Source organism: Vibrio sp. 10N.261.46.E11 (assembly GCF_041472735.1).
In the GTDB taxonomy this organism is placed as follows: domain Bacteria; phylum Pseudomonadota; class Gammaproteobacteria; order Enterobacterales; family Vibrionaceae; genus Vibrio.
The window spans coordinates 38,230-52,320 of sequence record NZ_JBFRQW010000033.1; the positions used below are offsets into that span (position 1 = coordinate 38,230).

Sequence of the window (14,091 nt, forward strand, 5' to 3'; positions counted from 1 at the left end):
AATTATTCCTTGAGTTGTTCGAGTGCGCGAGTGAGCGCTTGCCATTGTGATTCATTAGCGGGTAACCCGAAACGAAGGGCATCATTTTCATCACAATGACGAGTAAAAACCCCTAACTTAGCGAGTTGATGGTGCCATGATGCCGAATCTGAGATTTCAACTCGGTGAAAGAGTATCTGTGACGTTATTTTTGTCGAACCCGCCATTTGGCCAAAGTATTGTTGTAAGAGTTGGTCCATACGCTCGGCCTCTTCATGTAGGCGTTGGCGGTTTTCTTTTTGCCAGTGAGAATTGAGCAAGGCATGTGTGGTGACATAGCGAGTTGGGCCACTGAGTGTCCAAGGGCCAAGGTGTTGTTTAAGAATATTTAAACGCAATGGCGAGGCAAAACAAAAGCCTGCGCGAATCCCTGCCAGCCCAAAAAATTTACCCACTGATCGCAGGACTATTAGATTGTCAGGTACTCCTGTTGGGAAACTTGGTAACACTGAAAGCTCAGGAGTACAGTCTACAAACGCTTCATCAATCACGAGCGTTGAATGATCTCGGATGTAATCTAGCCAAGTCAGTACTTCACTTGGTGGCACACTCAGCGCGGTTGGATTATTGGGATTAATCACTACGACCACGTCTGCCGTTTTGAGCTGTTCGATTGTCGGTTTATGTCGGTAAAAGTCGAATATGACGGCTTGTATGCTTTGTTCTGCGTACTGCTGCCAAGCATGTTGATGTTCTTTGTAACCCGTATGAGGTAATAGGATGTGCGTCAAAGTTGGCTGTGTCTTTGCAATCATATGTGGTAGCGATTGAATAGCCGCCTGACTGCCCGCTACGGGTAACAAGGCATCACTTTGATAATACGTTTGTGCTGCTGTGATTAAGCCATCATCGTCTTCTGGTAGCCGATTCCATACCGATGCAGGGATTTCAGGTATAGGGTAGTGGTGCGGGCTTACTCCAGTTGAAAGGTCGACCCATTGTTCGATTGGCCTTTGATAGCGCAATGAAAACTCGATTAACTTACCACCGTGATGCGGAAGTTCGTTTGAGGTTGAGTGTTGTTTAATCGTCATTAGCGTACTTAAAGTAAAGAGTTAAAATAGACATGAAATCAAAATAAACAAAGAGTTAAAAGAGAAAGCAATAGCATCACGGTAATCCATAGCACACTGGTCTTTTGTACTAAAGCAATCGCACGTGGAATATCGTCTAAGGTTGCAATAGTGCCTTCACCCATAGGGCGTTTCTTTACGAGCTTTCCGTGGTAATAAGTATCGCCACCGATGATGATTTGTAGTGCGCCGGCACCTGATGTCATTACGGGGCCACCGTTTGGACTCGAGCAATGTTTAGCCTGTTCTTTCCAGCATTTCAGAGCCAACTTAGTGTTGCCTAAAAGGCTGTAGCTAAGTGCGGTTAAGCGCGCAGGCGCCCAACCCATCACATCATCGACTTTTGCTGCCACATAGCCAAACTCTAGCCAGCGCTCGTTCTTATAGCCCCACATAGCATCGAGAGTGTTCACTAATCGGAATAAAATTGCGCCCGGAGCCCCAAGCAGTGCAAACCAAAATAGAGTGCCGAAGATCGCATCGTTACCATTCTCTAATACCGACTCAATCGTCGATGACGTGATCTGGCGTTGATCCATAGTTTCAGTATTACGGCTAACGATCCAACCAACTTTCTCTCGCGCTAAATCAAGATCACCTTGGCTTAGTGGCTGGTAGATCCATTGTGCGTGCTCAAGCAGGCTACGTTGACCTATCGCGATATACAGAACCACGATATTAAATAGCCAAAAGCCTAATGTGTTATCCATGCTTAGTAGCGTATGTTGTAGCCAAAAGCTAAGTAAGCACAATGGAACGGTTGCAGTTATCCATGCGACCAAACCTGACAATTTAGTGTTTTGGTTTAACCGCTTCTCAATTTTCTGGACCGCATTGCCAAAACCGATCAAAGGGTGAAATCGTTTAGGCTCACCCAGTAAGTGATCAAGCATCAAAGCGGCGATCATCATTAGCGAGATCGCTAAACTTGAATAACCAAAATTTAAATCAAAAAAGATCATTATGTCTGCCAAATAATGCTGCTGACTGGATAGTAAAAATGAATAAACGCACAAACCAATCAACAGCTAATGAGCGAGGTTAGTCTGCGCTCTTATCGTCTTCTAATGTTCCACTTTCAGATACACTCTCTTCAACGACACGTGCTTTTCGGCAAGCGTGTGAGAATGTCGGATCGTAGAGCTTAGAATCAACAAAATCATTATCGCCTAAAACCTTGCTCACAATGATCATCGCGGTGGAGCGAATCCCTTCATCATGCATAATTTGGGCGATCGTACCTAATGTACCACGGAATATTCGCTGTTCAGGATGGCTGGCTTTTTCAACGACAGCCACTGGCCAATCTTGCGGGTAAACATCCGATAATTCACGAACCACTTTACGAATCAATGTTGCGCTAAGAAATAAACACAGTGTTGCTTCGTGAGAGGCAAGGGCGCGTAGATTCTCTTTTTCAGGAACAGGCGTTCGACCTGATGCTCGGCTAAGAATAATGGTCTGACACTTTTCAGGTAGCGTCAGTTCTTGGCCAAGAGCCGCAGCACTTGCTTGGAAAGAGGACACGCCCGGAACCACTTTCCAATCAATGCCAAGTTCGTTCAAGCGACGTGTTTGTTCTGCAAGAGACGAGTAAATCGAAAGATCGCCAGTTTGAACGCGTGCAACGTTTTGACCTTTTTCGTGTGCGGTTAGGTACACATTGGTTAGATCATCAAGATCCATGTCAGCGGAGTTATAGACCAGTGCATCAGGGTGAGCGCGATCGATGACGGCTTTTGGCACTAAACTGCCTGCGTAAACAATCACAGGGCACTCTTCAACTAAGCGTGCGCCTTTCACTGTGATTAAATCTGGGTCACCCGGCCCTGCGCCGATAAAAAATACCGTCATACTAGTTTGCCTCTTCCGTCACTGATTCTGTTTTAGGTTCAACTTTTAATGAATGGCCACGTTTTTGACCTTCTAGTACCTTGCCGTCTTTCAGTTGATATTTATTGGTGTAGCCACGCGGTGTTACGATCCAATCACCAAATCGGTAGCTGTTGCTGTTACCTATCACGACCGCGGCGTTCATACCAAATTCCACTTTGGTAAATTCAGCCAGTGTTGTCAGTGTGACTTTTTGCTCATCACGATACGCAGCATTCACGATAGCAACGGGAGTATTTGGGTCACGATGTTTCAAAAGGATTTCACGTGCAGTTTCAATATGCTGAGTGCGCTTTTTAGAGCGAGGGTTGTAGAAGGTAATCGCAAAATCAGCCATTGCCGCGGCTTCAATCCGCTTGGTAATCACTTCCCAAGGAGTTAATAAATCAGACAGCGAAATGGTACAACTATCGTGACCAAGAGGTGCACCAACTAAAGAAGCACAGGCGTTAGCCGCGGTGATGCCCGGAATAATATCCAGTTCAACTTGTGCGTTCAGTTCTGCGTTTTGCTCCAATAATTCAAGCACTAAAGGCGCCATCGCGTACATGCCAGAATCCCCAGAACATACCAATACGACTTCTCGACCTTTTGCTGCTTCTTCTACTGCGGCTTGAGCGCGGTCCCATTCGCGAGTCATACCACTTTGAATGACTTCTTGAGTGTCGATTAGTGTGCTGATTGATTCTACATACGGCTTGTAGCCTGCAACGACATCTGCATTCTTTACCGCTTGTTGCGCTGCGGGTGTGACTAGGTCTATTGCGCCAGGCCCTAAGCCTACCAGTGTTAGTTTTGCCATGATTATTTCTCTTCCTCTGGTGCACCTAAACGAATTAAGCCTTCTTTAATTTGCTTATCGATAATCTGTAACAGTTCTGGCATATCGAGCATGCAGAACTTGTCACCTTGGATTGGCTCTGCCACTTGAACGTCAGCGTCTTCTGCCAGCATCTCTTTAATTTCTTTAAGATCGTTGATGAAGTGGTTACCCGATACAAGCAGTAGTGGAACTAGATTAAGAAGCGGTCGGCCTTGGCCTGTATGTTGCTCTTTAATGCGGCGAACCATTTCATCTTTCACTAACTTAAATGGCCATGCGCCTTCGAGCGAGCAAGTGAAGTTGCGTTGCGATAATTTGCCGAGTAGATCATCACAGTAATGGATCGATTGGTGGCCAGGGTTATCTAACATAGGCGCACCGTGGTGAACGAACACGTTGAAATGATCTTGTGGAGCAAAACGATCATGGAGAGCCGAAAGCAAATTGGTCGTTAATTGGCTGTGATGCATGATCGCTGGTGTTTGTTCAATGCGCGCCAATGAGAACTGCTTGAAGCCATCAACTATTGATGTCATGTAGCGATGTTCATCGGTAGGGAATAAGTACACTGAAACGATCAAAATACGTTCGTAACCTTGTGTGTCTAGATCCGCCAATACCTGAGGTAGGCTGAAACATGGTGTGTCTTTACGAGCCAGCTTCTTGATCACCATCTTTGAGCTGGTGGCAATGCGCACTGGCACATCTGGGTAACTTTGACGTACGCGATCTGCGAGAGTTTCATAACGTTGTTGTTCTACAACGCTACCAAAGCAGCTCAGTACAATGGCTGTGCCTTGGTTATAATGACGAAGTCGTTTCATAATTGTCGCTGTCCTTATCAAATCTATATCACAAGATAAACGGGTTATCTCATGTTGGTAATGAGGTTAAAGTGAGCTTTGAAATATCATGTTCATAGCTTGCAAAGTATTTGGCCTACTATGTTTCAAAAGCTCAGTGATACCTAAGCTCAGTTATACCTAAGCTCAGTGGTTCTTAAAACTAAGCGGTTTCTAAAGCTCAGTGGTGCCGTCTGCATTTTCAATTGGTGCGATAAACTTAGGATCTAAATAAGCTTTTAATGATTTCCGCTCGACTAGATTTGTGAACAAATCTTTCCAGTCTTGCTCGGTGAATTCTTCGATACCTCGAATCCAAAGCCCGTTGTTAACAGGTGCTTCATGTTCTAGTAAACGTTCGTAAATCACCATTGCGGCGCGGTTTCTGCAGGTGCCCGCGCAGTGTGTACGGCTTATCTTGATGCGCTGTTCACCGTCGGAAAAATTGAGCGCTTTAAGTACCTGTCTAAGATCGTGTGCAAGGTTTTTACTGCCTTCTTTCGCGCAGCGGCCACCTTCACATAGCAATACGTGATGGCGGTGGTAGAGCATCGGGCGGTTTAAATCGACATGCTTAGGCTTACACTGAAAACCATCTACCACTTCATTACCGTGAAGGTTGATTTTGACGTTTTTATCTAGCCAGTTTTTCCACTTCTTCTTGGCGAGGGGTTCATCGTATTCGATGCGAGTACAAGACAAAGTCATGTTGAAACCGTCTTGTTTGAACTTCCACTTAGGTACCAATAGTTGATCTCGTTTACCGTGCTTTAGCGCGGCCGCTTCAGAAACCGATGATACCCCCGTGATTTTTTTTACGTATTCTGATGGGTTTTCAATCCCTTCAACGCCGTCGAGTTGCTCGGCTGAATAAGTGTGGAAAGGAATTTGGCTTTCAGACGAGAGTTCTAAAATACCTTTTTCATCTGCTTTTAAAGCGATACTGGCGAAAGCTGAAACACTGGCTTTTGCTAGGTTATATTCAGTCAGGAAAACATCGATACCTGCTTTCAATACATGCAAAGGAGTATTGCGGTCACAACCTATTCCAAGCACAAGCGATTTTGGTCGCCACAGTACGGTTTTATTTTTTAAGTCGGCGTAACCTTTTGGTTGTGCTTCATCTGAAATCAGAACTAAACCATCCCAATCATCAGTACTGATTTGAGAAAGGTCTGTATCGCTTAGTGCTGGGTGGGTAATGATGTGTCTTGGCATGGAACGTTTGTTCTGCCACCAGTTCTGTTCGCCAGCGTGCTGCACTATTAGAATGCGTTTTTCATTTACAACTGCTGCGCTGGTGGCGGTGATCGCGGGTTCGCATTGTGGATCAAGTGTCCAACCAAATGGCGATCCGAGCATATCCACCGACAAACTGCCGGCAGCGTCAGAAGCGGTGGTGATTACAGGAGTCGCGTTGAGTGCTTGTGAGATCTGTAGTGCGATCCCATTTGCGCCACCGCGATGACCCGATAACATAGGGATCACGAATTGGCCGTGATCGTCAATGCAGATCACGCCGGGGTCGGTGCGTTTGTCTTCTAGCAAAGGGCCGATCATTCGGCTGACAATGCCCGCAGCAAAAAAGCAGATATGGTGATCATATTGCTTAAATTGAGGAGGAAGAAAACCAGAAAGCGGCAGGGTTAACTCATCGGCTTCTGGGTATTCTTCTTGTCCAACTGGTGCAATAAAGACATCAGCAAACGGAAATGTTTTAGCTAAGCGTTTGGCTTGCCTTGCTCCGTGTAGCGTGATGGCATAAATGGCGATTTTCATTACGCTTTACCGCTATTAGTTTTATTGATGTCATCTTTACCACTATCAGCTTTACCACCATCAAGAACGGCACATTTCTTTGATTCATTAGTACCACGTAGTACACCACGACGAGCGCGAACAGAAAGCTGAACCATAGAGAAGTAACGGTTTTCATTCGGTACATCACGTAGGTCAGAGTAAAGCTCTTGTTTCTCTGTGGTGGCATGCGACACGTAGGTTGCACAATCCAACATATTCATCGACTCAAGTTGAGTGATCAGCTTAGGGATAACGCGACCTGCTTTGATTAACATGATGGTGTCAAAATCTTCGACTAGCTTTTCTAAACACTCGATACCCCATGTCGCAGGTACAACACAAAAACGCTCCTGACCGTCAGCAAGTGGAATTTTTGTTTGTGATGGAATAGCGGTAACTGAAGTGATACCCGGAATGATCACCGGATCAAGTTCAGGAAGTAGCTCTGTTAGTTCTTCTTGGATGTATGCCCATGTGCTGTAAACCGATGGATCACCTTCGGTTGCAAATGCCACGTCTTTACCTTGCTTTAATAGTTCAACAATTGTGACGGCGGCTTTACGCCATGCAGGAACGTTGATGTTTGGGTCACGCGTCATTGGGAAATGCAAAAATAGGCATTCGCCTTTCATGCTTTCAGGGCTAACAGAACCCGCGGCAATTTGTTGAGCAAAAGAGTGGTTACTGCCCGCGTCCTTTTCTGGAAACGCGACAATGTCGACGGTGCTGAGTAGTCGGTGAGCTTTAAGTGTTAATAATTCTGGGTCTCCAGTGCCGACACCAATTGCGTACATAGTTCCTAATTTCATCTGTGCTTTCTCTAATTATGTTTTTATTTAATATGTTGAGTGGCGCTTAATTAAAAAATTAAGCGCTTATTTCTGAATAAACGGCTTGGTAAAAATAAATAAGTGAATCGGATTTTCTGATTGATAACGGGTGTAGTGAGCGAGTGGTACGCCTGTTGATATAGAGACCAGTTGAACCTGTGTCGGAGCATCGCTGTCTTTACTCCATTGATGAAGTTCGCAAACTGAATCGACAGTCACTGCAGAACCGATCACGACGCCTCCCGGTTTTATTGCTGACCAACAGAAATCTAAAATGGTGTGCATGTTGCCGCGGCTTCCACCAATAAAAATACTGTCTGGCTGAGGCAAGGTGTCGAGCTGCATTGGGGCTTTATCTCGAATCAGTTGTACGTTGTCGGTACCGTGTGCTCTAAAGTTAGCCTCGACCGACTCATAACATTCTTGGTTTGATTCAATGGTGAAGACTTGTCCTTGATAGCACTGTTTAGCGGCTTCTATCGCAATAGAACCTGAGCCTGTGCCTATATCCCACACCACAGATCTTGGTTGAATACGCATACTTGCTAACGCTAAGTGACGAACGGGTTGTTTGGTAATTAAGCCGCGCTTAGGCATGCGCTTCATGAAGTCATCATCGTTGGCGTATTGGCCCAATTCACCCCACGCATGAGGTAGCGTTCGGTGCAGTACCATTACATTGAGTGTAGAGAAGTCGTCGGAACTTTTTAGTGCGAGGTCTTCGAGAGTCCACTGGCTTATCTTTTCGTCGGTGCCACCTAAGTTCTCACATACCCAAGCCGTCCAACCTTGTTGATTAAATTCGACTAAGTGTTTCGCAATACGAGCTGGGTTGTTTTGAACATCGGTTAGCAAGCAGTAGCTAGTTCCCCATTGCATTTGGCTTGCGATACCTTTAATGCCATCGTAATGCTGCTTTCTTCCATGTAGTGAAATTGCTTTGGTTTCTTGCCATGCAATGCCGACTCGGCTGCAAGCGAGTTGCATTGAACAAGGGGAGGGAATAAAGCGTACTTCATCATTAGGCAGTTTTTTTAATAACGATTCGCCGATGCCAAAGAACAATGGGTCGCCAGAAGCTAATACGACGACGCCGCCTTCCTCGCATTCATCAAGCAACTTAGCGAACCAAGATTGATAGCCTTCTTGCATCGATAAGCGTTGACCTTTGAATTGGGGGAACCAATCCAATAGTCGGTCGTTACCTGCAACAACGCGTGCAGATTCAACTGCATTAACAGCTCGACTGGTTAGGCTTAAACACCCATCTTCGGGTACTCCGACTACCGTGATAGCCGATTGATAGCAATCGATAAGCTGAGAGTGAGTACTTACATTATTCATTTACTGACTCAGCAAGTAGGGCGTGAATAGTCGATACCACTAACGGGCTGCCACCTTTACGGCCTAGGCTGGCAATGTAAGGCACTGTGTTTTGTTCAGTTAATGCTTGCTTCGATTCATCTGCTTTTACAAAGCCAACAGGAATGCCAATGATCAATGCTGGTTTGGCTTCACCTGCCTCTATCATGCGCAATAGCTCAAGTAATGCGGTAGGCGCATTGCCTACACCTATGATAGAGCCGTCGAGTAGGCCGTTATCGCGGGCATAACGCATTGAGTGAATAGCACGTGTTTCTCCTGTCTCTTTGGCCGTGCTAATGACGTCTGGATGACTAATGAAGCACTGTGCTTTATTGCCGTAAGCGTTGAGGCGAGTTTGGTTTAAACCTGTCACGATCATGCTGACATCGGTAATGATGTTGGCACCGTTTTTTAAAGCGGTAATGGCAGACTCAATCGCGTTGTCGCTGAATTGATATAATTTAGCGTATTCAAAGTCACCCGTAGTATGAATGGCACGACGAACCACATTCCATTCACCTTGATTGAAGTTATGTCCCCCATGGAGAGTTTCTATTTCTTCATCGATGATAGAGAAAGAGTCACTTTCAATTTGACGGCCTTGCTTGGTCATTTGACGCATATCGTTAGTCATGGAGTTTTCCTTGTTCATGCTTATTCATCATGAAAGTGAGTGTTGGTATCACTTCCTTTTGAGCAGAGATGTTCTGCTAATAGATCGCCGTTGAAATCGATCAATTTGAATTCAATGCTGACGTGATGTTTGACATACACAGCAGCGTGCTCTGCAGCTTGTTTGCAGAGCAAGGTAAGAAAGTCGTAATTGGGAATCTCTTTGCCCGATTGGGCTTCTTTCCATGTGTCGAGTACGTGGCGGCCTGTGTTGGCTTGGCTAACCGCTTCGGAAAATTCACTCGGCGCGCCCGATTGAGTGGCGAGGTCGGCCAGCAATGAAAAGTCGATAGCTTTACCGGATACGTGAGTCATCATGTGCCCAGCGACCATCTTGCCGAGTTTGCCTATCATGGCGACGACGGTGATTTTGCTTACTTGATAACGTTTTGCTGCGCGCAGTCCGACCCCAACAAAATCACCCGCTTGGATAAAACACATCGAGTCATAACTTGGTAGCATGGCCATCGCTGATTTTTCGGTTCGAGATCCTGTCGTGAGAACCAAGTGGTTTTGGCCATTTTGTTTCGCTATTTGTACCGATTGACGCACAGATGCTGAAAACGCTGAAGTGGAGTAGGGTTTTACCGTTCCGCGTGTCCCGAGAATGGAAATACCACCGATTAAACCGAGTCTTGGCCCAATGGTTTCCTTGGCTCGCTCTTCTCCATCAGGGACGCAAATTTCCAGTAATATACCGACGTGTTTTTTCTGTTGACTGGTAGCTTGGTTCCATTCCAAAGTCACCATATCGAGAATGTTTTTTCGAGGAACGGGATTAATCGCCGCCTGACCGACGGGAAGTTCTAATCCGGGTAGAGTCACACGAGCTACGCCAACACCCCCATCGATGTGAAAACCGGGCTCTGAATGCCAACGGGCAATACTCTGAATATGGGCTTCGTGGGTACAATCAGGATCGTCCCCTGCATCTTTAACAATGCTGGCGGTCACCGCATCGTTGGATGTTTGGATAAACGCGACCTTAAACGTAGCGGGCTCACCATTAGGTAGAGTGATGGAGATATAGTCAGGCTTTTGTCCGGTTAATAGTGTTTGAACTGCCGCTCTGCTTGCTGCAGCTGCGCACGCTCCGGTGGTAAACCCACTGCGGAGATCGGACTTATTTTTGGATCGTTTAACTTTTGTGACCACAGTATTCTTCATCTACGTTTTAGGTATTGACGAATACAGAGCGTTCCCTTGTTAGACAAGGTATGGATGGTGTTGAGTTTTCCCGCTCGATATTCATATGTGTCCAGGTATTCTGACTTACGATGTTGAGGTTCTCATTGCGCTTTACTCCTTCCCAAGTCGTGTGACTCAGTGGCTTGTAAAGGGCTCATCGCTTACAGCTGCGGGTACAGTTCAGGAGTTACACCTGATTCCCTGATATGACGTTATACTTCGATATCTATCCTGAGGATTTCTCCGTTGTTTGGTGTTTCTATTATTTGCTTTGGTGTCCCTAAACTGGCTAATGTTTTTATCCAGTCACCATGTCCGAGCAGCAAAATAGGGTTCTCATTGTTGTGGTGACGAGAAACTCGTTGGATCCACTGAATCGCCATTGTTCTTCGTTGCTGTTCTGAATCGAACTCACTGAGCTCCATTTGAGAAATGACGGGCACTTTCAGGTAGCGTGCGATGGTTTTAGCACTGGAAATAGCACGGCCTAATTGACTGGTGTAAATAGCATTGAGAGTCAATGATTTTTGAGTTGCAAGATAACGACCGACGTTATGCATCTGTCGTTTGCCTTTCATTGTCAGAGGGCTATCCTGTTGATTCTGTGCTTTGCCTATTCGATTCCATTCGGTTTCGCCATGACGAATCGCAATGATGGTGAAGCGTTCAGCTTTCATTACTTTTCTCCATCAAAATGGAAACAATGAATAGTGCGCCAAACGCGGTGGTGACAACACCAAGAGGCAGTTCTTGAGGAGCAACCAAGGTTCTCGCCAAAATATCACTTAATAGCATAAGCAAAGCCCCAATCAGCCCTGAAGTGATGAGTAACTTTTTGTGCAATGGGCCGATGATTTTCTTCGCGATATGAGGAACCATCAAGCCAATAAATCCGACAACTCCGATGATAGAAACAAAACATGCAGTTGCAAAAGCGCAGACAATAAAGACACCGCTTTGCAGGCGTTTTGTGTCTACGCCCATGGTTTGTGCTACGTCGTCTCCGGCAAGTAAACAATCTAACTGGCGATGTTTTAATATACCTAGGACTATCAAGGCGATAAGTCCAGCAAGCACAATTAGCATATTGTCCCAGCGTGCGTTTCCTAGGCCTCCTAGCGACCAAAATAGGATCGAATGGGCTGCTCGTTGATCGCCGTGGAAGACTAAAAAATTGGTCAAAGCTGTAAATAAGAATGAGATAGCCAGCCCGGCTAAAACAATTTGAGAAGACGCTTGCCCATCTACTTTTCTGACTAGAAATAGCACAGCCGAAGCCGAGATGATTCCACCGATAAAAGCGGCGAGTGGAAGCGTCCAAATACCGATAGCGCTGCCAATTACGGTGATTACAAAGACTGCGCCCGTTGCGGCACCAGATGACAATCCAAAAATGAAGGGGTCGGCCAGATCATTTTTTGTCACGGTTTGTAATAACGCCCCAACAATACCTAACCCAGCACCGCAAATAATCGCGATGATTGTTCTTGGTAAGCGTAGGTGCAGTACCACTTGATCTATCGGAGAGTCGATCTGTTGATTCATCGCCGCTGAAAAAATCGTAACGACTTGTGCAAAAGATAGCTGAACGCTGCCTAAACTTAGAGAAAACATCGCTAAGAGGGCAAAAAAAGCACTGAATACACAGGTGTTCAGTACGGTTCGGTTTAGGTTAGTGCTAAGACTTGTCATGGATTTCTTGGATGCGCTGTGCCAGTTTTTCAATTGCAGCTATGTTTGCTGGGCCAGGAGTAATTTCCTCATAACGCAGAGGAAGGTATTGGGTCGTCTTTACCGCTGTGGTCAGCTTCATCGCTGGGTGCTGCTCCAAAAAGGCTTGCATGCCTTTAGCGCCTGTCCCATTTTGATAATCGAGAAGAATAATGACATCAGGGTTATGCATCGCAACTGACTCCCATGATGTGGTTCCCCAACTGATATCAAGATCCTTCATGACGTTATCGCCCCCCGCCGCTTTTATCATGGCGCTCACTGTCGCGTACTTTCCTGCGGTGAAGGGTTTATCTTCGCCTGAATCATACAGAAAGACTTTAAGTGGAGTTTGATTCTTGGTTTGCTGTTGAATCTGTACTAATTGCTCTTTCCACTTGGAGATAAGTGCTTGAGCTCTGTCTTGCTGACCGAATAAAGTCGCAAGGCGTGTCACGTCATCGAACATCTGTTCCATGTTCGCTGGCTGCTTATCTTTACGGATATGGCTGCAACTCTCATTAAGAATCAGAGTATCAATGCCAAATTCTTTCAATGAATCAGGCGTGACTGAGCCGCCCAACCGCATACCGTAATTCCATCCTGCAAAGAAAACATCAGGGTTGGCATTAACTAACACCTCCAGAGAAGGATATTTCGGTGCGAGCTCCGGAATGCTGCCTTGGAGGCGATTAAATTCCGGGGTCGTTTTGTAGTATCCGCTAATACCGGTGACTCCGATTATATTCTCTTCAAGCCCGAGAGAAAATGCCATCTCAGACATATTGATATCGTGAGTGATTAAGGTTTTAGGCGACGTATCTAACGTAAGTGTCGATTCGCAGTTTTCTACCGTGATTTGAGCTTGTGCGGACATGGAAAGTAAGAAAGTAAAAGTTAAAGCTGATGCTGATAATTTATTCATGAAAGATCCTGTCCTTGGTCGAGTTCAATGTCGAAAAACTTGCTTGTTTTCTGTGTGCGCTTATTGGTTGTGCTGATTAAATCGACTTCAAAAATCGGCTGAAGCTGTGTGTGGGTCAGTAGCTCTTCTACTTTTCCTTTCGCGACCAGTTCACCGTGTTCCAAAATCGCAATGTGAGTCGCGAACTTGGCCGCAAGGGAAATATCATGCAGTGAGCAAATCAGTGTTTTACCTTGATCTTTCAATAGTGATAAAACTTCCCCTTGAGCACATGGATCTAGATGGTTTAGAGGCTCATCCAACACCAGAAACTCAGCGTTCTGACATAAAGATCGTGCAATATGCGCTCGCTGCTTCTGGCCGCCTGAGAGCTGTCCCATTCTTCGTTCGAGGAAAGTATCGATCTTTAGTGCTTTACTTATTTGGTCAAGTAAAAAGCTAGAAGTGGCTTGATTGGAAGCGGTTAGTTGAATGTACTCTCTGAGTGTTAAACGACCATCCACTTGACTGTGTTGTGGAAGGTAACTGATTTGTTTTGCTCTTTGCTGGCAAGTTAACTTACGTAGCGGCAATTGGTTTATGACGACTTCGCCTTTGAAGGGAAGTAAATTAACCAGTGCCTTTAATAACGTGGTTTTTCCGGAACCATTGCGTCCAATGACTACCCAGCGCTCACTTTGATTAATTTTCAGATCGAGTGGGTGCAGTCGTTGAGTGTTTTGTTGTTGAACTGAAAGTTTGTGGCAAAGAAGCATGAGTTACTGAGAATGGTTTGTTTTTAACAAGTGCTATTACATTAAAATTTAAACGTTTGCGTAACATTGATCTCAGCACGTAAAATCCCCACTATTATCAAAATAATCTATAAGTTAACGCTTGTGCTACGTGAAAGGGTTAGGATTTATTAGTGAAAGAATAGAAGAATAGAAGA

14 protein-coding genes and 1 riboswitch are annotated in these 14,091 nt (G+C 45.4%); all 14 genes read right to left on the bottom strand.

The window, feature by feature from the left end; all coding sequences use genetic code 11:
• Window positions 1-2: 2 nt before the first annotated feature.
• A complete protein-coding gene (locus tag AB4407_RS11320; protein WP_372120613.1) occupies window positions 3-1,073 on the bottom strand; it encodes a threonine-phosphate decarboxylase in 1,071 nt (356 codons plus the stop codon).
• Window positions 1,074-1,111: 38 nt separating this feature from the next.
• Entirely contained in the window at window positions 1,112-2,074 is a 963-nt protein-coding gene (cbiB, locus tag AB4407_RS11325) for an adenosylcobinamide-phosphate synthase CbiB (protein ID WP_372120614.1), read from the bottom strand.
• Between the two features lie 79 nt (window positions 2,075-2,153).
• Entirely contained in the window at window positions 2,154-2,966 is an 813-nt protein-coding gene (cobM, locus tag AB4407_RS11330; protein ID WP_372120615.1) for a precorrin-4 C(11)-methyltransferase, read from the bottom strand.
• A gap of 1 nt (window position 2,967) precedes the next feature.
• Window positions 2,968-3,807 (bottom strand): precorrin-3B C(17)-methyltransferase, encoded by an 840-nt coding sequence (gene cobJ, locus AB4407_RS11335; RefSeq protein ID WP_372120616.1) that lies wholly within the window; start codon window positions 3,805-3,807, stop codon window positions 2,968-2,970.
• 2 nt (window positions 3,808-3,809) lie between these two features.
• A complete protein-coding gene (locus tag AB4407_RS11340; RefSeq protein ID WP_372101553.1) occupies window positions 3,810-4,652 on the bottom strand; it encodes a sirohydrochlorin cobaltochelatase in 843 nt (280 codons plus the stop codon).
• Window positions 4,653-4,844: 192 nt separating this feature from the next.
• Entirely contained in the window at window positions 4,845-6,449 is a 1,605-nt protein-coding gene (locus tag AB4407_RS11345) for a cobalamin biosynthesis protein (protein WP_372120617.1), read from the bottom strand.
• Window positions 6,449-7,279 (bottom strand): precorrin-2 C(20)-methyltransferase, encoded by an 831-nt coding sequence (gene cobI / locus AB4407_RS11350; protein ID WP_372120618.1) that lies wholly within the window; start codon window positions 7,277-7,279, stop codon window positions 6,449-6,451. The genes AB4407_RS11345 and cobI overlap by 1 nt, the downstream gene beginning before the upstream one ends.
• A gap of 66 nt (window positions 7,280-7,345) precedes the next feature.
• Window positions 7,346-8,644 carry a precorrin-6y C5,15-methyltransferase (decarboxylating) subunit CbiE gene (gene cbiE, locus AB4407_RS11355; RefSeq protein ID WP_372120619.1) on the bottom strand — a complete coding sequence of 433 codons (1,299 nt, stop codon included), beginning with the start codon at window positions 8,642-8,644 and terminating at the stop codon, window positions 7,346-7,348.
• Window positions 8,637-9,299: a precorrin-8X methylmutase gene (locus tag AB4407_RS11360; RefSeq protein WP_372120620.1), complete on the bottom strand. Its 663-nt coding sequence runs from the start codon at window positions 9,297-9,299 to the stop codon at window positions 8,637-8,639. Before AB4407_RS11360 ends, cbiE begins: the two co-directional genes overlap by 8 nt.
• 20 nt (window positions 9,300-9,319) lie before the next feature.
• Window positions 9,320-10,492, bottom strand: a complete 1,173-nt coding sequence (locus tag AB4407_RS11365) for a cobalt-precorrin-5B (C(1))-methyltransferase (protein WP_372120621.1) — start codon at window positions 10,490-10,492, stop codon at window positions 9,320-9,322.
• Between the two features lie 88 nt (window positions 10,493-10,580).
• A riboswitch (cobalamin riboswitch) is annotated at window positions 10,581-10,774 on the bottom strand.
• Window positions 10,738-11,202 (bottom strand): phosphoglycerate mutase family protein, encoded by a 465-nt coding sequence (locus tag AB4407_RS11370; RefSeq protein WP_372120622.1) that lies wholly within the window; start codon window positions 11,200-11,202, stop codon window positions 10,738-10,740. Its footprint overlaps the riboswitch before it by 37 nt.
• Window positions 11,192-12,217: a FecCD family ABC transporter permease gene (locus tag AB4407_RS11375; protein ID WP_372120623.1), complete on the bottom strand. Its 1,026-nt coding sequence runs from the start codon at window positions 12,215-12,217 to the stop codon at window positions 11,192-11,194. The genes AB4407_RS11370 and AB4407_RS11375 overlap by 11 nt, the downstream gene beginning before the upstream one ends.
• Entirely contained in the window at window positions 12,204-13,160 is a 957-nt protein-coding gene (locus AB4407_RS11380; protein ID WP_372120624.1) for an ABC transporter substrate-binding protein, read from the bottom strand. Before AB4407_RS11380 ends, AB4407_RS11375 begins: the two co-directional genes overlap by 14 nt.
• Window positions 13,157-13,915, bottom strand: coding sequence for an ABC transporter ATP-binding protein (locus AB4407_RS11385; protein WP_372120625.1), 759 nt, complete (start codon window positions 13,913-13,915; stop codon window positions 13,157-13,159). Before AB4407_RS11385 ends, AB4407_RS11380 begins: the two co-directional genes overlap by 4 nt.
• Window positions 13,916-14,091: the final 176 nt, after the last annotated feature.

Coding starts and splice junctions, on each gene's coding strand:
- AB4407_RS11320 (WP_372120613.1), bottom strand. CDS start 1,073: ATGACGATTAAACAACACTCAACCTCAAACGAACTTCCGCATCACGGT.
- cbiB (WP_372120614.1), bottom strand. CDS start 2,074: ATGATCTTTTTTGATTTAAATTTTGGTTATTCAAGTTTAGCGATCTCG.
- cobM (WP_372120615.1), bottom strand. CDS start 2,966: ATGACGGTATTTTTTATCGGCGCAGGGCCGGGTGACCCAGATTTAATC.
- cobJ (WP_372120616.1), bottom strand. CDS start 3,807: ATGGCAAAACTAACACTGGTAGGCTTAGGGCCTGGCGCAATAGACCTA.
- AB4407_RS11340 (WP_372101553.1), bottom strand. CDS start 4,652: ATGAAACGACTTCGTCATTATAACCAAGGCACAGCCATTGTACTGAGC.
- AB4407_RS11345 (WP_372120617.1), bottom strand. CDS start 6,449: ATGAAAATCGCCATTTATGCCATCACGCTACACGGAGCAAGGCAAGCC.
- cobI (WP_372120618.1), bottom strand. CDS start 7,279: ATGAAATTAGGAACTATGTACGCAATTGGTGTCGGCACTGGAGACCCA.
- cbiE (WP_372120619.1), bottom strand. CDS start 8,644: ATGAATAATGTAAGTACTCACTCTCAGCTTATCGATTGCTATCAATCG.
- AB4407_RS11360 (WP_372120620.1), bottom strand. CDS start 9,299: ATGACTAACGATATGCGTCAAATGACCAAGCAAGGCCGTCAAATTGAA.
- AB4407_RS11370 (WP_372120622.1), bottom strand. CDS start 11,202: ATGAAAGCTGAACGCTTCACCATCATTGCGATTCGTCATGGCGAAACC.
- AB4407_RS11375 (WP_372120623.1), bottom strand. CDS start 12,217: ATGACAAGTCTTAGCACTAACCTAAACCGAACCGTACTGAACACCTGT.
- AB4407_RS11380 (WP_372120624.1), bottom strand. CDS start 13,160: ATGAATAAATTATCAGCATCAGCTTTAACTTTTACTTTCTTACTTTCC.
- AB4407_RS11385 (WP_372120625.1), bottom strand. CDS start 13,915: ATGCTTCTTTGCCACAAACTTTCAGTTCAACAACAAAACACTCAACGA.